This window comes from Pseudomonas sp. D3-27, assembly GCF_051132165.1.
Lineage (GTDB): Bacteria > Pseudomonadota > Gammaproteobacteria > Pseudomonadales > Pseudomonadaceae > Aquipseudomonas.
The window spans coordinates 5,337,493-5,355,162 of sequence record NZ_CP071667.1; the positions used below are offsets into that span (position 1 = coordinate 5,337,493).

Consider the following 17,670-nt stretch of genomic DNA (forward strand, 5'->3'; position numbering starts at 1 on the left):
ATCAAAGATTGTCAGACAATAACGCACTGCAATGTGGCGCCGTCAATCGATAATGACCCGTTTTGGTGCATGCAAAACCATCTGCACATAAACTGGTTAAACCTTGAGCAATTTCCGCTATAATCCGCGCCCCCCTTTTTCGGCTGGCCGTTCGCGCGCTGTTTTCATGAAACTAATCGTAAAAGTCTTCCCCGAGATCACCATCAAGAGCCGCCCGGTACGGATGCGTTTCATCCGCCAGTTGGCCAAGAACATCCGTGCCGTGCTCCGTGACCTGGACCCGGCCGTGGTGGTGAACGGTGTGTGGGACAACCTCGAACTGGAAACCCGCGTCAGCGAACCCAAGCTGCTGAAGGAAATGACCGAGCGCCTGAGCTGCATGCCGGGCATCGCGCATTTCCTGCAAGTTGACGAGTACCCGCTGGGGGACTTCGACGATATCCTCGCCAAGTGCATGCTCCATTATGGTGATGCACTGGCCGGCAAGATCTTTTCGGTCCGCTGCAAGCGCGCCGGCAAGCACCCGTTCAGTTCCATGGACGTGGAACGTTATGTCGGCAGCCAGCTGCGCCGGCAGTGCGGCGCCGCCGGGATCTCGCTGAAAGATCCGCAGGTTGAAGTGCGCATCGAAATTCGCGACCAGCGGTTGTTCGTGATCCACAGCCAGCACGACAGCATCGGCGGTTACCCGTTGGGGTCACTGGAGCAAACGCTGGTGCTGATGTCCGGTGGCTTCGATTCCACCGTCGCCGCTTACCAGATCATGCGTCGCGGCCTGATGAGCCATTTCTGCTTCTTCAACCTCGGCGGGCGCGCCCATGAGCTGGGCGTGATGGAAGTGGCGCACTTCATCTGGAAGAAGTACGGCAGCTCCCAGCGCGTGTTATTTGTGAGCGTGCCGTTCGAGGAAGTCCTGGGCGAGATTCTCGGCAAAGTCGATAACAGTCATATGGGCGTCATTTTGAAGCGTATGATGTTGCGTGCCGCGACGAGCATCGCCGACCGCCTGCACATCGACGCGCTGGTGACCGGCGAGGCGATTTCCCAGGTATCGAGCCAGACGCTGCCGAACCTGTCGGTGATCGACTGCGTGACCGAGAAACTCGTGCTGCGCCCGCTGATCGCCAGCCACAAGCAGGACATCATCGACACGGCGAACGAGATCGGCACCGCCGATTTCGCCCGGCACATGCCCGAGTACTGCGGGGTCATTTCCGTCAATCCGAAGACGGCGGCCAAGCGCGGGCGCGTGGAGCACGAAGAGAAAGAATTCGACATGGCGGTACTCGAGCGCGCGATCGAGAACGCCAGGCTGGTACCGATCGATCGGGTCATCGACGAATTGGGCCAGGACATCCAGATTGAAGAAGTCGGCGAAGCGCTGGCCGGTCAGATCATCATCGACATCCGTCACCCGGACGATGCTGAGGACGACCCGCTGAGTATCGCCGGCGTCGAGGTACAAACGATGCCGTTCTATGCAGTGAACGCGCGTTTCAAGGAACTGGACCCTACTCGCCAGTACCTGCTGTATTGCGACAAAGGCGTGATGAGTCGCCTGCATGCTCACCATTTGCTCAGTGAGGGGCATGCCAATGTGCGCGTTTATCGACCGAGCTAAGTGCCCGGGGCTGTTTGCCTGTGGCCTGCGTCACCGGCCCCCCGACGCCGCCGACACGCTGTAACTGTCGGACTCTACTGTAAATCGCTGCCACGACCTGTCAGCACACCGAATCCTCTGATCGAGATACACAAGTGATCGAAAATCTACGCAACATCGCCATCATTGCTCACGTTGACCATGGTAAGACCACCCTGGTAGACAAACTCTTGCGTCAATCCGGCACCCTGGAGCGCAACGAGCTCAACGACGAGCGCGTGATGGACTCCAACGACCAGGAAAAAGAGCGCGGTATTACCATCCTGGCGAAAAACACCGCCATCAACTGGAACGGCTACCACATCAACATCGTGGACACCCCGGGCCACGCCGACTTCGGTGGTGAAGTAGAGCGCGTGATGTCGATGGTCGACTCCGTGCTGCTGCTGGTTGACGCCCAGGACGGCCCTATGCCGCAAACCCGTTTCGTGACCAAGAAGGCCTTCGAAGCCGGCCTGCGTCCGATCGTGTGCATCAACAAGGTTGACCGTCCAGGCGCGCGTCCGGACTGGGTTCTGGATCAGATCTTCGACCTGTTCGACAACCTGGGCGCCACCGAAGAACAGCTGGACTTCAAAGTCGTCTACGCCTCGGCCCTGAACGGCATTGCCGGTCTGGACCACACCGACATGGCTGAAGACATGACCCCGCTGTACCAGTCGATCGTCGACAACGTACCTGCACCGGCCGTTGACCGTGACGGTCCGTTCCAGATGCAGATCTCGGCACTGGACTACAACAGCTTCCTGGGTGTGATCGGTGTTGGCCGTATCGCCCGTGGTCGCGTCAAGCCGAACACCCCGGTCGTGGCTATCGGCGCCGACGGCAAGCGCCGCAACGGTCGTATCCTGAAGCTGATGGGTCACCATGGCCTGCACCGCGTTGACGTCGAAGAAGCTGCCGCCGGCGACATCGTCTGCATCAGCGGTATGGACTCGCTGTTCATCTCCGACACCCTGTGCCACCCGGACACCGTTGAAGCGATGAAGCCGTTGACCGTCGACGAGCCGACCGTTTCCATGACCTTCCAGGTCAACGACTCGCCATTCTGCGGTAAAGAAGGCAAGTTCGTGACGTCCCGTAACATCAAGGAACGTCTGGACAAAGAGCTGCTGTACAACGTTGCACTGCGCGTTGAAGAAGGCGACTCGGCTGATAAGTTCAAGGTTTCCGGCCGTGGCGAACTGCACCTTTCGGTACTGATCGAAACCATGCGTCGCGAAGGCTTCGAAATGGCTGTAGGCCGTCCGGAAGTGATCATCCGTCTGGTTGACGGCGTGAAGCACGAACCGTTCGAAAACGTCACCATCGACCTGCCGGAAGAATCCCAGGGCAAGGTGATGGAAGAGATGGGCCTGCGTAAGGGCGACCTGACCAACATGGTGCCGGATGGCAAAGGCCGTGTACGTCTGGAATACAACATCCCTGCTCGCGGTCTGATCGGTTTCCGTAACCAGTTCCTGACCCTGACCAACGGTGCTGGCATCCTGACCTCGATCTTCGACCGTTACGACGTGATGAAGTCGGGCGACATGTCCGGCCGTCAGAATGGCGTTCTGGTTTCGGTTGAAACCGGTAAGGCACTGACCTACTCCCTGGAAACTCTCCAGGCGCGTGGCAAGCTGTTCGTCGAGCACGGCCAGGAAATCTACGGCGGCCAGATCGTTGGTCTGAACAGCCGTGACAACGACCTGGGCGTGAACCCTACCAAGGGCAAGAAGCTCGACAACATGCGTGCTTCGGGTAAAGACGAAACCATCGCCCTGGTTCCACCTGTTCGCTTCACTCTGGAACAGGCCCTGGAATTCATCCAGGATGACGAGCTGTGCGAAGTGACGCCGAAGTCGATCCGCCTGCGCAAGAAGATCCTGGACGAAAGCGAGCGTACCCGCGCCGCCAAGAAAGCCAAGGCCTGATTTAGCCCTGGCTGAATGAAAAACGCCACCGGTTGTGAGACCGGGGGCGTTTTTTTGTGCCTGGGATTTGGCAGTGTCTGCCAGGGCCTCTTCGTCGGATCGCCGCCCGGAGCAGGCTCGCTCCCACATTTATTGTGAGCGACACAGGCCCCTGTGGGAGCGAGCCTGCTCGCGAAAGCGATGGGTCAGGCGCCGCAAGCCATCAGTCGATCAGAATCGATCCAACGTCCGAGGATTCCGCTCGCGCTCCACTTCCTTGGGCTTGTACGCGCAATAACCCGGCCGTGGCCCGACCCGTGGATGGTTGCGGCAGGTGTCCGGGCGCTTCTCGTAGATGGTGCACAGCCGGCTCTTTCGGTCCAGGTACAGGCAATCGTTGTTGCTCATGCGTTGCAACGTGAAGATTTCCGATTTCTGGTTGTAGCGCTCGACGATCCCTTCCTTTTGCAGGCGCTTGGCGATGTTCTTCGGCGGGTCGCCCAGTTCGAACTCATCGACGATGCCAATCCGGATCAGATCCTTGATCTTCACCTCCACCGGCAGCGTGCAGCAGCTCGACACGCAGGAACCGCACATCGGGGCGGAGTACTTGGCCCAGGTATCGAGTCGGTCGATCTCCGCGGCGGCGATCAGGTTGGGCTTCATCATCGGTGTGTACCAGCATGCATCAGGGCGCGCGATCATACCGGGACTGGTGAAATTTTGAACGACCATCTGCCGGTTTTTTTTGCGTCCCGACAAAACCCGCCCTTACCGGCACGGCCCCTGCATTCATTCGTCCATCGGCAATTCCTTGGCGACGATTCTCCGGCGCCGACGGAAAAACCACCGAACCAAGAGCCTTTACCGTCTGTCAGACCGACTAGGCTCAGACAATTCCATGCTCGTTCGAGGTCTCATCAATGACTCAAGAACCACTTGTTCGCGAAGCTGAGGTTGCGGCATTTCGCGACGCTGTGTTGACCAAACTCACTTATGCCGTCGGCAAGGATCCCGATCATGCGTTTGATCACGATTGGTTCGAAGCCATCGCCCTTGCCGCCCGCGACCACATGGTCGAACACTGGATGGACCACACGCGGCAGATTTACCGCAAGGGCCAGAAGCGTGTCTATTACCTCTCCCTGGAATTCCTCATCGGCCGCCTGCTCTACGACAGCCTGAGCAACCTCGGCCTGCTGGACACCGCCCGCGAAGCGCTGACCGAGCTGGGTGTCGACCTGGAACGCATTCGCCTGCTGGAGCCCGACGCGGCCCTGGGCAACGGCGGCCTTGGCCGTCTGGCGGCGTGCTTCATGGAAAGCATGTCGACACTGGGTATCGCCGGTCATGGCTACGGTATTCGTTACGAACACGGCTTGTTCCGCCAGGCGATTGTCGATGGCTGGCAACAGGAGCAGACCGAGCACTGGCTGGATTTCGGCAACCCCTGGGAGTTCGAGCGGCCTGAAGTCGTCTACCCAATCGGCTTTGGCGGCAGCGTCGAAACCGTCACCGACGAAGCCGGCAAGACTCGCCAGGTGTGGTCCCCGGCCGAAACCGTGCGGGCCATCGCCTATGACACGCCGGTGGTCGGCTGGCGTGGCGCCAGCGTCAATACCTTGCGCTTGTGGCGCGCCCGGGCCATGGAAGAGCTGCACCTGGAGCGCTTCAATGCCGGCGACCACCTCGGCGCCGTAGCCGAAGTGGCCCGGGCCGAAAGTATTTCCCGCGTGCTGTATCCGGCCGACAGCACCGAGGCCGGCCAGGAGCTGCGCCTGCGCCAGGAGTACTTCTTTGTCGCCGCTTCGCTGCAGGACTTGCTGCGTCGTCATCGCAACATGCACACCTCGGTGCTGACCCTGGGCGATCACGCGGCGATCCAGCTCAACGACACGCACCCGTCCATTGCAGTGGCCGAGCTGATGCGCCAATTGGTGGACGTCTACGATGTGGCGTGGGACGCGGCCTGGCAGATCACCCAGGACACGCTGTCCTACACCAACCACACGTTGCTGCCTGAGGCCCTGGAAACCTGGCCGGTAGGGTTGATGGAGCGCATGCTGCCTCGGCACATGCAGATCATCTACCTGATCAACGCCCAGCACATCGATTCGCTGCGGGCCAAGGGCGTGCATGATTTCGACGTGCTGCGCTCGGTGTCGCTGATCGAGGAAGACAACGGTCGCCGGGTGCGCATGGGCAACCTGGCGTTCCTCGGCTCCCACAGCGTCAACGGCGTGTCCGGGTTGCACACCCAGTTGATGCGCAGCACGGTGTTCTCCGAGCTGCACAAGCTCTATCCAGAGCGAATCAACAACAAGACGAACGGCATCACTTTCCGCCGCTGGCTGTTCCAGGCCAACGCCGAATTGACCTCGATGATGGTCGACGCTCTGGGGCCAGGCGTGCTCGACAACCCCGAGGAACGGCTGATCGAGCTGGAACCGTTCGCCGACAAGCCGGCGTTCCGCAAGCAGTTCGCCGAGCAGCGGCTGCACAGCAAGAAAGCCTTGGCCTACTTGATTCACGAGCGCCTGGGCATCGCCGTCAACCCGGCGGCGATGTTCGACGTGCAGGTCAAGCGCATCCACGAATACAAACGCCAGTTGCTCAACCTGCTGCACACCGTGGCGCTGTACCAGGCGATTCGTGCCGAGCCGGAAGTGGACTGGGTACCGCGGGTGAAGATCTTCGCCGGCAAGGCCGCCGCCAGTTACCACCAGGCCAAGCTGATCATCAAGCTGACCAACGACATCGCCCGGGTGGTGAACAACGACCCGACCGTGCGCGGTCTGCTCAAAGTGGTTTTCCTGCCCAATTACAACGTCAGCCTGGCCGAAAGCATCATTCCGGCGGCGGACTTGTCGGAGCAGATTTCCACCGCCGGTTTCGAGGCGTCGGGCACCAGTAATATGAAGTTCGGCCTCAACGGCGCGCTGACCATCGGCACCATGGATGGCGCTAACGTAGAAATGCACGAGCGCGTCGGCGATGAGCACATGTTCATCTTCGGCCTGACCGCCGAGCAGGTGGAAGCGCGCAAGCGCAACGGTGAGTTCAGCGCCGCGCCGGACATCGCCGCCTCCCATCGCCTCAACGATGTGTTGCAGGCGATTCGGGGCGGGGTGTTCTCCCCGGACGATCCGATGCGCTACACCGGATTGGTGGATTCGCTGGTGGACTACGACCGCTTCCTGGTCTGCGCCGATTTCGATGCCTACTGGAACGCCCAGGTGAAGGTCGAAGAGAAGTGGCACGACTCCAAGCAATGGTGGCGCTCGGCGGTGCTCAACACCGCGCGCATGGGCTGGTTCTCCTCGGACCGGACCATTCGCGAATACGCCACCGATATCTGGAAAGCGCTGGAATAACGCTTGCGAGAAATGTGAGCGAAGCCCAACGACGGTTGGGCTTCGTCGATATACTAAGCGCCTGATTCGCCGGGTTGTGAAGCCGGATTCAGTACTGGAAGCGCCAACGATCCACTGTGGGAGCGAGCTTGCTCGCGATAGCGGCATGTCAGGCAAGATCACTGTCGCCTGAAACGACGCCATCGCGAGCAAGCTCGCTCCCACAGGGTTTTGGGGTTTCCACTAGACTGATCCAGGCACCGCATCCTCCCGGTCATGCCCGCTAGGGGCCGCTTAGGGATATCGACCATATGCAATGGATTTTGACACTGTTGGGCCTGGCACTCGGCTGGGTGGTGGACGAGTCGTTCGCCGATGCGCTGATAGGCGCGTTGGTCGGGCTCGGCATCGCCCAGTCGTTTCGACTGGGACGCTTGGGTATCCAGGCGGCCAAGCAACAGATCCTGTTGCAAGAGGCCCAGCAGAGTCTGCTCACCTTGGAAGCGCGGCTGGCGGTGCTCGAACGCGGCAAGGCCGCCCAGCCGAGTGATCCGGCGCCGGCGGCCGAGGCCGTCGCGCCCCAGGCTCCAAAACCCGAAGCCCGCACCGAGCCGGAGCTGGTCTGGGAACTGCCGCCAGACCTCGAACCCATCTCCGTCATGAGCACCCAGGCCAGCCAGCCGTTGCCTGATGAAATCTGGAGCCCTGCGCCGGCCGCTTCCAGCCGTCCCTCCAATCGTGACTTTGCGCCGTTGCCCCTTGAATCGACGTCGCCTGCGCCTGCGGTTCCCCGTGGCCCGAATCTGCTCGATCGCGCCATCACCGCCGCGCGCAACTGGCTGTTCGGCGGTAATACCGTGTTGCGGGTCGGGGTGGTGTTGTTATTCCTCGGCCTGGCATTCCTGTTGCGCTACGCCACCGAAGGCATGGTGGTGCCGATCGAATTGCGCTATGCCGGCGTCGCGGCCAGCGCGCTGGGCCTGTTGGGCCTGGGCTGGTGGTTGCGCCAACGTAACAACAGTTATGCATTGATGCTCCAGGGCACGGGCATTGCGGTGCTGTACCTGACCGTGTTTGCCGCCATGCGCCTGCATCCATTGCTCGATTCCAAGGCAGCGCTGGCCTTGCTGGTGGCGGTCACGGTGTTCTCGGCGATCCTGGCGGTCACCCAGAATGCCATGGGCCTGGCGGCGGCCGCGGCGCTGGGCGGGTTTGCCGCGCCGATCCTCACCTCCACCGGCAGTGGCAACCACGTCGGGCTGTTCAGCTATTTCATCCTGCTCAACGCCGGCATCCTAGCGATCGCCTGGTTCAAAGCCTGGCGCCTGCTCAACCTGATTGGCTTTGTTGGTACTTTCGGCATTGGTTTCGCCTGGGGTTTGCGTTCCTATACGCCGGGATTGTTGTGGAGCACCGAACCGTTCCTCATTGTGTTTTTCCTGATGTATTTGGTGATCGGCTTGCTGTTCACCCGGCGCAAGCTGATGGAAATGAGCGATGGACCCGACGATGACAGCCGCGATGCAATGTTGCGCTGGTCGGCCCGCAAGGGTGACTACGTCGATGGCAGCATGCTGTTCGGCCCTCCGTTGGTAGGCTTCGGTTTGCAGTTCGCGTTGGTCCAGCACCTGGAATTCGCTGCAGCGTTCAGTGCTTTGGCCCTGGGCATGATCTACATGGGTCTGGCCCGCGTATTGATGGGCGGTCGCGCCGTGCTGCTGGCTGAAACCTGCCTCGCCTTGGGCGTGATTTTCAGCAGTCTGGCGATACCGCTCGGCCTCGATGCCCGTTGGACTGCCGCGGCATGGGCGGTGGAGGGCGCCGGCATCTTCTGGCTGGGCCTGCGCCAACAACGGCCCTTCGCACGTGTCTTTGCCCTGTTGCTGCAATTGGGTTCGGCGCTGGCCTTCGTCAGCGAATTGCATTCAGGTGAAGGCAGCCTGCTGGAAGGTTCGTGGCTGGGTGCGTTGATGCTCGGTGGTGCCTTGCTGTTCAGCTTCTATCAGTTGCGCAAGGCAGAGCCTGACCATATCGCGAGCTGGGAGCGCCAGGGCCAACCCGTGCTGGCGGTGCTGGGCCTAAGCTTCCTTTATTTGCTGGCTCCGCTGTTCTTCTCCACCCACGGCACCGCCATCGCCTGGGCATTGGCCGGCCTGGCGACGCTGTTCGTTGGCCTGCGCCTGCAATCACGTAGCTTCTTGTTTACGGCGTTCGCCGTGCAACTGCTGGGCGGTGCGTTGTTCCTGGTGCGCCTGCAAGGTGCGGACGGGGATTCGACGGCCGTGTTCAGCGCTGGCTGGAGCGGTTTGCTCAGTGCTTCGCTGATTGGCCTGGCATTGATCGGCGGCATGCTGCTGGCGGCGCGCGACGACATGGTGCGCAACGATGTGCGGTTGCTGCGTGGCTTGTCGGTGGTGTTGCTGGCGGGACTGGTGCTGATCAATCTCGCGGTGCTCTTCGTCCTGCCTTGGCAAACGGCGAGCGGCGTGTGGGCGGCCAGCGGCCTGTTGATCATCTGGTTGAGCCTGTACCTGAAGCAGCGGGTGAGTTTTGTCTTTGGCTTGCTGCTGCAATTGCTGGGCGGTGCGGCGTTCCTCACTGCGGGGCCGGCGCTGTTGGGGGCGCTCGATGCCGAGGATCTTCGTCCGCTGGCCCACAGCGGTTTCTGGACACCATTGGTACTAGGACTGGCGGCGCTGGTGGGTGCATGGCGGCTGCAACGGGCGCATTCGGCGAAGGAGCTCGACGCCTTGAGTTTGCGGCGCCTGTCCGAGCTGTTGCTGGTTTGGGGTGCCGGTTGGTGGGCGCTGGCATGGGTCAGCGAAGTGCTGCGCTTTGCCCCGGCCAACCTGCAAGGCAGCTTGTTGCTGATGGTGGCGGCGGCCAGCGTGGCGGTGTGGAGCGTCTTGTCGCTGCGTTTGAAATGGCCGGCGCTGGGGCTGTTGGGCACCTTGCTGATCCCGGCGGCGTGCTGTGTGCTGGTGGCGACCGGGCACAGCCGTTACCACCCGGCGGCGGATTTCGGTTGGCTGGCCTGGCTTGCGGTGTTCGCCGTGCATTTCATGTCCTTGAAACGGCTCGCGCCGATACTGCCGGCCCAGGCGCGCAGTACAGCTCATGTGCTCGGCTGCTGGCTGCTGATGACGGTGTTGATGCTGGAGCTGCGTTACGGCCTGCTGTTGCTGTCTGAGCAATACAACGCCTGGCGCTGGTTGGCCTGGGCGATCCTGCCGAGCCTTTACCTGGTGCTGGTGTCAACGCCGCGCACCTTGCCCTGGCCGGTATCGGCTCAACCGCGCGAATACCGCGTCTACGCGGCGGCACCGATGGCGCTGTTGATGCTCGGTTGGTTCTGGCTGACCAACACCTTCAGTGACGGCAACTCTGAGCCACTGCCCTATGTGCCGTTGCTCAATCCCTTGGAGCTGGGCCTGCTGTTCGCCTTGTTCGGTATTTACGTGTGGGCCCGCAACGCCGTGGAGCAGTCGACAAACCGTTGGAGTCGCGTCGGGCATATCGCTCAGTTGACCGCCGGTGTGTCGCTGTTCGCGTTCTTCAGTGCCGTGGTGATGCGCTGTGCGCACCAGTGGATGGGGGTTGCGTACGAACTGGATGCGTTGCTTGAATCCATGTTCGTGCAGGCCGGTCTGTCCATTGTCTGGACCTTGATTGCCTTGGGCCTGATGATCGGCGGTCACCTGCGCCATCGCCGTGAGGTGTGGCTGATCGGCGCCGCGTTGATTGCTGTCGTCGTGGCCAAGCTGTTCTTCGTCGAATTGAGTAACCGTGGCGGTCTGGCGCGGATCGTGTCGTTTATTGGCGTGGGCGTGTTGTTGCTGGTGGTCGGCTATTTTGCGCCGCTGCCACCGAAACGTCCGGAGCCGGCCGCCGATGCCGAGCCGCCGATGCCTGTCAGTGAGGGAGTGTCGTCTTGAGTCGCAAGTTGAGTCGAATCGGGTTGGGCGTGGTCGGGCTGTGGGCAGCCTTGTCGGCGACGGCGCAGGAGCAACCGCAGGATTTTGCCCATCAGGTGCCGTTGGCCTTGAGCGGCGAGGGGCCGTGGTATCGCTTGCCGTTACCGTTGGACGTCCAGTTGCAGGCGCGGCAAACCGACCTCAGTGACCTGCGGGTCTTCAACGCCGCCGGGCAGGCCCAGGCCTATGCGTTGGTGCGCGAGTCGGCTCAGAGCCGGGAGAATCGCACCCTCACCGATGTGAAGTGGTTCCCGTTGTACAACGCCGCGGACGACAGCGAGCGCGCGCCCAGCGTGCGGGTGCAATCGAACGCCAACGGCACGTTGGTGCAAGTGCAGCCGTCCAGCCGACTCGAAGCGGGGGAAGAAGAACTGCGCGGCTGGCTGCTCGATGCCAGCGCAATCAAGGCACCGCTGCAGCAGTTGATCCTCGACTGGACCAGCGAGCGCGACGGCTTCCAGCGCTTCACCATCGAAGCCAGCGATGACTTGCAGCATTGGCAGGCCTGGGGGGAAGGGCAGGTCGCCCGGCTGACATTTGCCGATGAGCGGGTCGAGCAGCACGAAGTGAACCTGCCCGGGCAATCGGCGCGGTACTTGCGGTTGCTGTGGGATTCGCCGTCTTCGGCGCCGGTGCTGACCTCAGCCCAACTGCAAAGCGCCAGCCGCGAAAGCCTGCCGCTGCCGTTGGTCTGGTCGCAACCGCTTGCCGGCAACACGACGAAGGCCGGTGAATACACATGGCAGTTGCCGATGGGGCTGGACATCGAGCAGGTGCAGGTGGAGCTCAGCCAGGCCAACAGCCTGGCGCCGGTGACCCTGGCCGGTCGCCGTGAAAGCAGCCATCCGTGGCAGCCGATGGGCGGTGGCTTGCTCTATCGCCTGACCCAGAACGGTCAGGACGTGCAGCAAAACCAGCTGCAGTTGTCCGGCCAGACCGTTCAACAATTGAAGCTGACGGTGGATGAGCGCGGCGGCGGTCTGGGCACCGAAGCGCCTGCGCTGCGTTTTGCCGTGCGGGCGACCCAGGTGGTGTTCCTGGCACGGGGCGAAGGGCCATACCAACTGGCACTGGGCAGCGCGACGGTAAAGGCGGCCAACTTGCCGTTGACCACGCTGATTCCGGATTACAAACCGTCACGCCTGGCGGCGCTGGGTGCGGCGAAGGTGAACGGAACCACTACGTTGACGCCAACGGTTGAAGCGGTGCCTGCGGTCGTTGACACCAACTGGAAGAAAATGGGCTTGTGGGCGGTGTTGCTACTGAGCGTGCTGTTCCTCGCGGCGATGGCGTTCAGCCTGTTGCGCAAGCCGCCGGTCAAGAACTGAGGTGTGTTCATCGTCGGATCGCCGCCCGGAGCAAGCTCGCTCCCACAATAGACCGCATTCGTTAGAGCAACTCGGTCAACTTGTGGAAGCGAGCTTGGTCGCGATGGCGCCTTGTCAATCAACATAAATACCCAAGCGGGCCCCACCCCGTGAACTCAATCCTCCATATTCCGTCTCATAGGAGGAATTAAGTCCCGACTCGCGCTAAACTGCGCGGGTTTTCCGCCCCCTATTCTTCGGAGCCGTCCATGTCCCGCGTTACCTTGAGTCGCTATTTGATTGAGCAGACCCGCAGCAACAATACCCCTGCCGATCTGCGCTTTTTGATCGAAGTGGTGGCGCGTGCATGCAAGGAGATCAGCCACGCCGTGTCCAAGGGCGCGCTGGGCGGTGTCCTGGGCAGCATGGGCACCGAGAACGTGCAGGGCGAAGTGCAGAAGAAGCTCGACGTGCTCTCCAACGAAATCCTGCTGGAAGCCAACGAGTGGGGCGGTCACCTGGCCGGCATGGCGTCCGAGGAAATGGACAATGCCTACCAGATCCCGGGCAAATACCCGAAAGGCGCCTACCTGCTGGTATTCGACCCGTTGGACGGCTCGTCGAACATCGACATCAATGCGCCGGTCGGCACAATCTTCTCGGTACTGCGTTGCCCGAACGAATACCTGAGCCAGAACGAAGCCTTGAATGAAAAGGCCTTCCTGCAGCCCGGCACCGAGCAAGTCGCCGCCGGTTACGCCATCTACGGTCCTCAGACCATGCTGGTGCTGACCCTGGGCGACGGCGTGAAAGGCTTCACCCTGGACCGCGAGATGGGCAGTTTCGTCCTGACCCACGAAGACATCACCATTCCTGAAACCACCCAGGAATTCGCCATCAACATGTCCAACCAGCGTCACTGGGAAGCTCCGGTACAACGCTACGTCAGCGAGTTGCTGGCCGGTGAAGAAGGCCCGCTGAAAAAGAACTACAACATGCGCTGGGTGGCCGCGATGGTTGCCGATGTACACCGCATCCTGACCCGAGGCGGTCTGTTCATGTACCCGCGCGACAGCCGCGAGCCGTCCAAGCCGGGCAAGCTGCGCCTGATGTACGAAGCCAACCCGATGTCGTTCCTGGTAGAGCAGGCGGGTGGCGCTTCCACCGACGGTCGCCAGCGCATCCTCGACATCAAGCCTGAGGGCCTGCACCAGCGAGTTGCGGTATTCCTCGGTTCGAAAGAAGAAGTGGCACGCGCCACGGCTTACCACAAGGAGTAAACCATGACCGGGCCTTGGCAGCCGTTGCTCGATTGGTGGTTTGGCACAGCCCAAACGCCGGACGAAATAGCGGCTGACAAGGGCAAGCTGTGGTTTGGCAAAGGCCATGATCGCCAGGCGCAAGAGCGCTTCGGCGAACAGGTCGAGCAAGCACTGGCCGGCGGATTGACCGATTGGGCGCAACGCCCGGAAGGTTGGCTGGCCCTGGTGCTGCTACTGGATCAACTCCCGCGTATGATCTTTCGCAACACGCCCAAAAGCTTTTCCGGCGACTTGCGTGCCCAAGCGTTGGTGGCCCAAGGCCTGGCGGCAGGTTTCGACCAGCAACTGCGGCCAATCCAGCGTGTCTTCATCTACCTCGTCCTCGAACATTGCGAAAACCTCGCGGTGCAGAACGAAGCCGTGTCTCGGTTCATCGAGCTGGTCCGGGAGCAACCCGAGGCGCAGCGCGCGGTGTTCGAAGACAACCTGGATTATGCCGAACGGCATCAGAAGATCATTGCCCGGTTCGGACGTTTTCCCCATCGCAATGCGGTGTTGGGGCGTGAGTCAACGGCTGAGGAAGTGGAATTCTTGAGCAGGCCTGGGTCCAGGTTTTAGATCGTGTCGGGGCTGCTATTGCATTCGCGAGCAAGCTCGCTCCCACAGTAGATCTCTTTGCTACAAAGATCTCTGTGGGAGCGAGCTTGCTCGCGATGGGGCCCTCCAGGCGTTAGATCCGGAAACTGCCCACCAACTGCTTCAACCGCGACGCCTGCTGTTCCAGGTCGGAACAGGCCCGCAAGGTGGCTTGCAGGTTTTCCACGCCTTCCTGGTTCAGCGTGTTGATTTCATTGATGTCGACGTTGATCGATTCCACCACGGCGGTCTGTTCTTCGGTGGCGGTGGCCACGGACTGGTTCATGCCGTCGATCTCGCCGATGCGCTGGGTCACGCTGCCCAGTCGTTCGCCGGCCTGGTTGGCGATGCCGACGCTGCTTTCGCTCTGGCGCTGGCTATCGGTCATGGTCAGCACCGCTTCCCGCGCGCCGACTTGCAACTCTTCGATCATCTTCTGCACTTGCTGCGCCGAATCCTGGGTGCGGTGGGCCAGGTTGCGCACTTCGTCGGCGACGACCGCGAAGCCGCGACCGGCTTCACCGGCCCGGGCCGCTTCGATGGCGGCGTTCAGGGCAAGCAGGTTGGTCTGCTGGGAAATGCTGGTGATCACTTCGAGAATCTGGCCGATGTTCACCGTGTTGCTGTTCAGGGTTTCGATGTTGCCGCAAGAATCGCTGATCTTGGCTGACAGCTGTTGCATCGCCGTGATGGTTTTATCCACCACTTGCTGGCCATCTTCGGCCAGGTTGCGGGCCTCGCTGGAGTGCTGCGAGGCGAGGGCGGCATTCTGGGCAATTTCCTGGGCGGCGGCGCCAAGCTGGTTGATGGCCGCGGCCACGCTGCTGGTGCGCGAGGCTTGCTGGTCGGAGTTGTACATCGACGAATTGGAGGCGCTGACGACACGCAGGGCGACTTCATTGACCTGGCCCGTGGCGGAAGCCACTTCGCGGATCGAAGCGTGGATACGCTCGACGAAACGGTTGAACGAAGTGCCCAGCGCGCCGAATTCATCATGGCCGTGGATGGTCAGGCGGCGGGTCAGGTCGCCTTCGCCTTCGGCGATGTCATGCATGGCGCGGCCCATGATCAGCAGCGGTTGCATCAATACACGGATGAGCATGCTCAGCAGGGCGATGATGAACACCACGGCAATGACCATGGCAATCAGGGCCGAGGTGCGGAACTCGCTGAGCATCGCCAGCGCCGCGCTCTTGTCGAGCACCAGCGCCACGTACCAGTCGGCGCCGGGTACGCCGGCGACTCGGGTAAAGGAAATGAACTGGGTCTTGCCGTCGAGCTCGACTTCCTTCATGCCCGGGCTGACTTGCGGCGCACCGTTGGGATAGGCCTCGGCGAGGGTCTTGAGCACGCGCTTGCTGTCAGGGTGGACGAGGATCTTAACCTCGCCCCACCGGCCATCATCGCGGCGTGGAAACGCGGCGACATCGACGCCACCTACGTCTGGGACCCAGCCCTGGGCGTGGCCAAGGAAAACGGCAAGGTGCTGATTACCTCTGCGGAACTGGCGCAATTTGGCGCACCGACCTTCGACGCATGGATCGTGCGCAAGGACTTCGCCCAGCAGCACCCTGAAATCGTCACGGCTTTCGCAAAAGTCACCCTGGATGCCTATGCCCAGTACCGCAAGGACCCACAAGCCTGGCTGGCCGATGCGTCCAACATCGACAAGCTGGTGAAGCTATCCGGGGCCAAGGCCAGCGATATCCCGCTGTTGTTGCAAGGCAACGTATTCCCCCTGGCCGCAGACCAGGTGCTGAGCCTCGGCGCCCCAACCACCCAGGCGATAACCGACACCGCCGCGTTCCTCAAGGAGCAAGGCAAGGTCGAAGCCGTACTGCCGGATTACGCACCGTACGTCAGCGCCAAATACATCACTCGCTGATCAAAAAGGAGACACCGAGATGGCCTTGCTACAGCTGGAGCGCATCAGCGCACAGTACCCCGGCGCCACGAAACCGGTACTGACGGATATTTCGTTGACCCTGGGCCCACAGCAGTTGCTGGTCGCCCTCGGGCCATCCGGCAGTGGCAAGACGTCGTTGCTGAACCTGATTGCCGGGTTCGTCGAGCCCAGCGCCGGACAAATCACCTTGGACGGCGTGCCAGTGTCAGGCCCGGGCGCCGAACGTGGCGTGGTGTTCCAGGACGATGCGTTGCTGCCTTGGCAGGACGTGCTGGCAAACGTCGGGTTTGGCCTTGAACTGGCCGGGCTCGCGAGAGAAAAACGCGAGGCTCGCGCCCGGGAAATGCTTGCCTTGGTGGACCTGGCCGGGTTCGAAAAGCGTCGCGTCTGGCAGCTGTCTGGCGGTCAGAAGCAACGCGTCGGCCTGGCCCGCGCGCTGGCGGCCGATCCACGGATACTGTTGATGGACGAACCGTTCGGAGCCCTGGACGCCTTCACCCGCGAGCAGATGCAGGAACTGCTGCTGCAGGTCTGGCAGCGCACCGCCAAACCGGTGTTCCTGATTACCCACGACATTGAAGAAGCCGTGTTCCTGGCGACCGATCTGATTTTGCTGGCGCCCGATCCCGGGCGGATCGTCGAGCGGCTGAGCCTGGATTTCGGCCACCGCTACGGCGCTGGCGAATCGGCCCGGTCGATCAAGTCCGATCCACGCTTCATCGAGACCCGCGAGCACGTGCTTGCTAGAGTGTTTTCCCAACGCAGCGCCACTCGACAACAGGAGCGCGCATGAGCAGCTATGAAATTCCAGCCGTGGCCGGCGATGCCGTGAATTCGCACGCGGCCGCACCCGCTCGACGCAGGCTGAGCACACGCTGGATCAGCGGCCTGACATTGGTGGTGTTGCTGTTTCTCTGGTGGGCGATCACCGCCACCGGGCTGATCGAACCGCTGTTCCTGCCGCCGCCCTTCGCCGTGCTGCAGAAGGGTTGGCTGCTGGCAACCAGCGGCTACATGGACTCGACACTCTGGCAACACCTGGGCGCAAGCCTCGGCCGGATTGGCCTGGGCCTGTTGTTCGCGGTGCTGACAGCGGTGCCGGTGGGCATCGCCATCGGCGCCAATCGTATTGCCCGTGGCGTGCTCGATCCGCTGATCGAGTTCTATCGGCCGATCCCTCCCCTGGCTTACTTGCCGCTGATCGTGATCTGGTGCGGCATCGGCGAGCTGTCGAAAGTCCTGCTGATCTACCTGGCGATCTTCGCCCCGATCGCCATCGCTACGGCCACCGGCGTGCGCACCGTCGACCCGGCCAGATTGCGCGCCGCGCAGTCCCTGGGCGCCTCGCGGAGGCAATTGATTCGTCATGTGATCGTACCCAGCGCCTTGCCCGACATTCTTACCGGCATTCGCATCGGCCTGGGCGTGGGTTGGTCGACGCTGGTCGCCGCTGAACTGATCGCAGCCACCAGCGGCCTGGGATTCATGGTGCAGTCGGCGGCGCAATTCCTGGTCACCGATGTCGTGGTTCTGGGAATCCTGGTGATCGCAGTGATCGCCTTCGCCATGGAGATGGGCCTGCGCGCCCTGCAACGCAAACTGGTGCCATGGCACGGCCAGGCTCACTGATACGCAATGACCACGCCGACCATTCGGCGCCCATCCGAGAGAATCAAA

Annotated in this window: 10 protein-coding genes and 2 pseudogenes; 10 read left to right on the top strand and 2 right to left on the bottom strand. The window is 61.8% G+C overall.

Annotated features, from left to right (window positions below; translation table 11 throughout):
• Window positions 1–166 precede the first annotated feature (166 nt).
• Window positions 167–1,621, top strand: a complete 1,455-nt coding sequence (thiI, locus tag J3P92_RS23980) for a tRNA uracil 4-sulfurtransferase ThiI (protein ID WP_420766324.1) — start codon at window positions 167–169, stop codon at window positions 1,619–1,621.
• A 134-nt stretch (window positions 1,622–1,755) separates the two neighbouring features.
• Complete coding sequence (gene typA, locus J3P92_RS23985; RefSeq protein ID WP_420766323.1) at window positions 1,756–3,576, top strand: translational GTPase TypA; 1,821 nt, start codon at window positions 1,756–1,758, stop codon at window positions 3,574–3,576.
• A 210-nt stretch (window positions 3,577–3,786) separates the two neighbouring features.
• Here the strand turns inward: typA and J3P92_RS23990 are convergent, their stop codons facing one another.
• Window positions 3,787–4,224 carry a YkgJ family cysteine cluster protein gene (locus tag J3P92_RS23990; protein ID WP_024778075.1) on the bottom strand — a complete coding sequence of 146 codons (438 nt, stop codon included), beginning with the start codon at window positions 4,222–4,224 and terminating at the stop codon, window positions 3,787–3,789.
• 254 nt (window positions 4,225–4,478) lie between these two features.
• On the opposite strand from J3P92_RS23990, the gene J3P92_RS23995 reads away from it, so the two are divergent.
• The 5 genes from J3P92_RS23995 to J3P92_RS24015 all read left to right on the top strand — a co-directional run bounded on the left by J3P92_RS23995 (window position 4,479) and on the right by J3P92_RS24015 (window position 14,069).
• Window positions 4,479–6,929 (top strand): glycogen/starch/alpha-glucan phosphorylase, encoded by a 2,451-nt coding sequence (locus tag J3P92_RS23995; protein WP_434649286.1) that lies wholly within the window; start codon window positions 4,479–4,481, stop codon window positions 6,927–6,929.
• A gap of 290 nt (window positions 6,930–7,219) precedes the next feature.
• Complete coding sequence (locus J3P92_RS24000) at window positions 7,220–10,843, top strand: DUF2339 domain-containing protein (protein ID WP_434649288.1); 3,624 nt, start codon at window positions 7,220–7,222, stop codon at window positions 10,841–10,843.
• Window positions 10,840–12,210, top strand: coding sequence for a DUF3999 domain-containing protein (locus J3P92_RS24005; RefSeq protein ID WP_434649290.1), 1,371 nt, complete (start codon window positions 10,840–10,842; stop codon window positions 12,208–12,210). Before J3P92_RS24000 ends, J3P92_RS24005 begins: the two co-directional genes overlap by 4 nt.
• Before the next feature lie 248 nt (window positions 12,211–12,458).
• A complete protein-coding gene (locus tag J3P92_RS24010) occupies window positions 12,459–13,469 on the top strand; it encodes a class 1 fructose-bisphosphatase (RefSeq protein ID WP_420767001.1) in 1,011 nt (336 codons plus the stop codon).
• Between the two features lie 3 nt (window positions 13,470–13,472).
• Window positions 13,473–14,069, top strand: a complete 597-nt coding sequence (locus tag J3P92_RS24015; RefSeq protein ID WP_434649291.1) for a DUF924 family protein — start codon at window positions 13,473–13,475, stop codon at window positions 14,067–14,069.
• A 112-nt stretch (window positions 14,070–14,181) separates the two neighbouring features.
• Here the strand turns inward: J3P92_RS24015 and J3P92_RS24020 are convergent.
• A pseudogene (locus J3P92_RS24020) lies at window positions 14,182–15,468 on the bottom strand (methyl-accepting chemotaxis protein); the annotation flags it as partial.
• Here J3P92_RS24020 and J3P92_RS24025 point away from each other — a divergent pair.
• The 3 genes and pseudogenes from J3P92_RS24025 to tauC form a co-directional block, all read left to right on the top strand.
• Window positions 15,466–15,972, top strand: a pseudogene (locus J3P92_RS24025) (taurine ABC transporter substrate-binding protein); the annotation flags it as partial. The pseudogenes J3P92_RS24020 and J3P92_RS24025 overlap by 3 nt on opposite strands.
• A 19-nt stretch (window positions 15,973–15,991) precedes the next feature.
• Window positions 15,992–16,786 carry a taurine ABC transporter ATP-binding subunit gene (tauB, locus tag J3P92_RS24030; RefSeq protein ID WP_434649293.1) on the top strand — a complete coding sequence of 265 codons (795 nt, stop codon included), beginning with the start codon at window positions 15,992–15,994 and terminating at the stop codon, window positions 16,784–16,786.
• Complete coding sequence (gene tauC, locus J3P92_RS24035) at window positions 16,783–17,622, top strand: taurine ABC transporter permease TauC (protein ID WP_434608369.1); 840 nt, start codon at window positions 16,783–16,785, stop codon at window positions 17,620–17,622. The genes tauB and tauC overlap by 4 nt, the downstream gene beginning before the upstream one ends.
• The last annotated feature ends 48 nt before the right edge of the window (window positions 17,623–17,670 follow it).

Coding starts and splice junctions, on each gene's coding strand:
- J3P92_RS23990 (WP_024778075.1), bottom strand. CDS start 4,224: ATGATGAAGCCCAACCTGATCGCCGCCGCGGAGATCGACCGACTCGAT.
- tauC (WP_434608369.1), top strand. CDS start 16,783: ATGAGCAGCTATGAAATTCCAGCCGTGGCCGGCGATGCCGTGAATTCG.
- J3P92_RS24000 (WP_434649288.1), top strand. CDS start 7,220: ATGCAATGGATTTTGACACTGTTGGGCCTGGCACTCGGCTGGGTGGTG.
- J3P92_RS24010 (WP_420767001.1), top strand. CDS start 12,459: ATGTCCCGCGTTACCTTGAGTCGCTATTTGATTGAGCAGACCCGCAGC.
- J3P92_RS24015 (WP_434649291.1), top strand. CDS start 13,473: ATGACCGGGCCTTGGCAGCCGTTGCTCGATTGGTGGTTTGGCACAGCC.
- tauB (WP_434649293.1), top strand. CDS start 15,992: ATGGCCTTGCTACAGCTGGAGCGCATCAGCGCACAGTACCCCGGCGCC.
- J3P92_RS23995 (WP_434649286.1), top strand. CDS start 4,479: ATGACTCAAGAACCACTTGTTCGCGAAGCTGAGGTTGCGGCATTTCGC.
- thiI (WP_420766324.1), top strand. CDS start 167: ATGAAACTAATCGTAAAAGTCTTCCCCGAGATCACCATCAAGAGCCGC.